We start from the raw sequence: 4,644 nt of genomic DNA, 5'->3' as shown, positions 1-4,644 counted from the left end.
CGCACACCATCCACCACACCCACCAAATCAAAAACCAACTGCCCCACATACACATCCACACCACCGCCACCCCCCACCGACAACGCATGATGAAACAACAACCCCTCCTGAAGAGGAGACACCGGCAACACCTCAGCCACCTCACCCCCAACACCCAACTCCGACGCGGCCGAGGGCAGGTCGGCTGTGAGGGTGTGGAGTGCGGTGGTCCAGTGGTGGGTGAGGTGGTCGATGTCGGTCGGGGTCAGGAGGGTGCTGGGCCAGGAGCAGGTCAGGCGGAGGCGGGGCCCTTCGGGGGTGTCGAGGGTGAGGGCGTTGACTTCGAGCGTGTGGGTCAGGGGCAGGTCGTTGTCCTGTCCGGCGCCGACGGCGTAGGGGCCGCTAACGGGAAGCCAGTCGGTGACCTGCTCCTCGACGGCGTCGGTTTCGGTTTCGCCGGAGACGGTGATGCGGCCGAGGTAGTTGAAGAGGATCTGTGGTGCGGGGTGCGCCGCCAGACGGGCCCGCGTCTCGGGATTGGTGTAACGCAGCATCCCGTAACCGAGTCCCCCGTCCGGAACCTCCGCGAGACGCTCGGTGACCTCCCGCAACACACCGCCGGCCCCCTCACCCGACTCCGACGCGGGAAGACGAACCGGATAGATGCTGGTGAACCACCCCACCGTCCGCGACAGATCCACCCCGGGCGCCAAGTCCTCCACCCGGCCATGTCCCTCGACCTCGACCAACACCTCCGCACGCGGACGCCACCGCCCAACCGCCAACCCAAGCCCAGCCAGCAACACCTCCTGAACGTCTGACTTTTCGTGCTCACCCGACGCACGCGACAGGAGAGCACGAGTCAACTCAGGAGAAAGGGAAACCGTCTCGGATGCCCGAGCGGCATAACGATCGGTCGCCGGGTCGACACGCCGCGCCGCGATCAACTCATCCCCACCAGCCAACACCCCCTCCCAACGCTCCAGCTCCCCTTCACGCTCGGCCGCCCGCGCCTCGATGAGCCCGGCCCACGCCCGCAACGACGTCCCCATCGCCGGCAACTCCACCACCCCGCCAGCACGCACCCGCTCCCACGCCAACGCCAAGTCGCCCAGCACGATCCGCCACGACACCCCATCAACCACCAGGTGATGCGCCACCAACACCAACAACCCGCCATGGTCCGGTCCACGGTCGAACCAGACGCCCTTCAGGACCCGACCCGACTCCACATCGAGTCCGCGACGGCACGACTCGGCCGCCTCCCGCACCACCCCCACACCCACATCCGGCCCAACCGTCCGGCGTTCCAGCAACTCCTCCGCACGGATCTCATCGGCGTCGGTGAAGGTGACCGCCCACCGACCATCCCCCCGACGCTCCCACCGCGACCGCCACGCCTCATGCCGCCCCACCACCGCACCCACAACCTCGCACAACTGCCCCCAACCCATCCCCGCCGGAGTCCCCACCACCACCGACTGGTTGTAACCACCCACACCCTCGCCACGCTCACCAAGCCACGACACCACCGGCAACGCCCCCACCTCACCAGCACCCCCCTCAAACGCCCCCACAATCTCGGTCGAGGCAGCGGCAGCGAGTTCACGCGGAGTCCGGCACTCAAAGACCTGCCGCACACTCACCACCACCCCCGCCGCACGCGCCCGCCCCACCAACTGAATCGACAAAATACTGTCCCCACCCAACGCGAAGAACCCATCATCAACACCCACCCGCTCCACCCCAAGAACCTCAGCAAACAACCCACACCACAACTCCTCCACCGGACCACCCGGCGCCACAAACACCTCACCCGACACCACACCCGGCACCGGCAACGCCCCCCGATCCACCTTCCCATTCACCGACAACGGCACCTCGCCCAACACCACCACCGCAGACGGCACCATGTAATCCGGCACACGCCCCGCAACAAACGACAGAACCTCACGCACGTCGATAGAACGGATTTCGCTGTCACCGGTGGCATCGAGGTCGGTCTTCTCCGGGACGACGTAGGCGACGATCCGCCGGTCCCCCGGCCGGTCCTCCCGGACCACGACCACAGCACGTTCCACACCCGGGAACGCGGAAACCGCCGCCTCCACCTCACCCAACTCAATGCGGAATCCCCGCACCTTCACCTGATCATCCGCACGCCCCACAAACTCCAAATTCCCGTCCGCCCGCCACCGCACCAAATCCCCCGTCCGATACATCCGCTCCCCCACCCCACCAAACGGACACGCCACAAACCGCTCCGCCGTCAACCCCGCCCTACCAAAATAACCACGCGCCAAACCCACACCCGCGACATACAACTCCCCCACCACACCCACCGGAACAGGACTCAAGAACCCGTCCAACACAAACACCCGGGTGTTCCGCAGAGGCTGGCCTATCGGAGCCGCGTTCCCCATGCCACCGCCGTCCCGCCAGAACGTGGCATACACGGTCGTCTCCGTCGGCCCATACACATTCGCTATCGCCGCATCCGGCAGCGCCCCGCGAATCGCCTCCACATCCCGAGCGGTCAACGCCTCACCCGCCAGAAACACCGCGCCCGCCTCACCACCAACCCCCGCCTCCACCACACGCGAAAACGCCGACGGAACCCCACTCACCAAACTCGCCGACCACCCACGCTCCGCCAACGACAACAGATCATCCACCACCCACACCGAACCCCCTACCACCAACGGCCCAAACAACTCAAACACCGACACATCAAAACTCAACGAAGTGGACGCCACCACCCGACGCATCAACTCAACACCCACCCCCTCACGCACCCAGCCCATCAAGTTCGCCACACCCTCATGCGAAACAACAACACCCTTGGGCCTACCAGTAGAACCCGAGGTGTAGATCACATACGCCGCACGCATCAATGAGAACTCCCGCGCCGCATTGCCCACCGGCGCGTTGTCGAGTTCCGCGACGATCGCCGGGTCGTCCAGCTCGACCCGTTCCAGCACGCCGGGAACCTCCACCCCCGTGAGCGTGACCACCGCGACGGGCCCAGCGTCCTCGACCATGAACGCCAACCGCTCCTGCGGATAGGCCACATCCAACGGCAGATACCCCGCCCCCGACTTGAGCACCGCCAGCAGCGCCACCACCATGTCCGCACCACGCGGCAACGCGACAGCGACAAACCGCTCCGGCCCCGCACCACGCGACCGCAACACCACGGCCAGACGATTCGCCCGCCCATTCAACTCCCCATACGACAGCGACACATCCCCCGCGACCACCGCCACCGCACCCGGCACCCGCACCACCTGCTCCTCGAACAACTCCACCACCGACCCCACACCCCCAGAACCCGCAACACCACGCCCCCAACCAAGCAGCAACTCCCGCTCACCCACACCCAACACACCCACACCACTCAACGGACGATCCACCCCATCCACCAACCGCCCCAACACCACAACGAACCGCTCCGCCAACCCACGAGCAGTCGCCTCATCAAACAAATCAGCAGCGAACTCCAGCGAACCCAAAAGCCCCTCACTCCGCCCGTTCTCCGTGAAAGAGAACGACAGATCAAACTTCGCCGCCCCCATCGGAACAGACACCCCGGACGCCCTCACCCCACCAAAGCCCTCCAACGCCCCCTCCACCCGACCACGCTCAACACCATCCAGATTCAACATCACCTGGAACAACGGATGCCGAGAAAGAGACCGCTCAGGACTCAACGCATCCACCAAACGCTCAAACGGCACATCCTGATGCGCATACGCATCCAAATCCACCGCCCGCACCCGCCGCAACAACTCCCCAAACGACGGATCACCCGACACATCCACCCGCAACACCAACGTATTCACAAAGAACCCAACCAGATCCTCCATCGCCTCATCCGACCGCCCAGCAACAGGAGTACCGATCGGAATATCCTCACCGGCACCGAGCCGAGTCAGCAGCGTGGCGAGCGCGGCCTGGAGCACCATGAACACGGTCACCCCGCGGTCCCGCGCCAGCTCCACCAGCCGGTGGTGGAGCGCGGCGGGGATGTCGAACTCGATGCGGCCACCGCGATACGAGGCAACGGCCGAACGGGGCCGGTCAACGGGCAGCGTGATCTCCTCCGGCAGACCGGTCAACCGCTCACGCCAGAAGCCCAACTGCCGGGAGATCTCACTCTCCGGGTCGCTCTCGTCGCCAAGGACCCGCCGCTGCCACAGGGCGTAGTCCGCGTACTGCACCGGCAACGGCGCCCACCGCGGCACCTCACCCCGCAGCCGAGCCTCATACGCCGCCGCGACAGTCCGGCTCAACGCCACCCGGGACTGCGCGTCGAACGACGCGTGATGCACGACCAGCATCAAGATGTGATCGCCTTCGCCGAGGCGATACAACTCCGCGCGGAAAGGGATCTCGGTGGCCAAGTCGAAGGCATAACCGGCCGCTTCAGCCAACAGCGACCCAACACCGCTCTCGGTGGTGTCGACGATCGGCAACTCGACCGCACACGCGTCATCCCCGGCCGGCACCACATCCTGGAACGCCTGACCAGTCACCGCGTCCTGCCGCAAAAGAGTACGCAGACTCTCATGCCGGGTCACAACATCCGTCAACGCGGACCGCAACGCCGCGATATCGAGGTGTCCTTCGAGGCGAAGCGCCATCGGAATGTTGTACGTCGCACTC

1 protein-coding gene is annotated in these 4,644 nt (G+C 65.7%); it reads right to left on the bottom strand.

The window, feature by feature from the left end; translation table 11 throughout:
• A partial coding sequence (locus FH715_RS27920) for a non-ribosomal peptide synthetase (RefSeq protein ID WP_281290792.1) occupies positions 1-4,622 on the bottom strand: 4,622 nt, incomplete at its 3' end.
• Between the last annotated feature and the right edge of the window lie 22 nt (positions 4,623-4,644).

Origin of the sequence: Streptomyces sedi (assembly GCF_006335015.1) — a bacterium.
Taxonomy (GTDB): domain Bacteria; phylum Actinomycetota; class Actinomycetes; order Streptomycetales; family Streptomycetaceae; genus Streptomyces; species Streptomyces sedi.
Note: the sequence above shows the minus strand (reverse complement) of the source record. Positions and strands in the feature narration are given on the sequence as shown.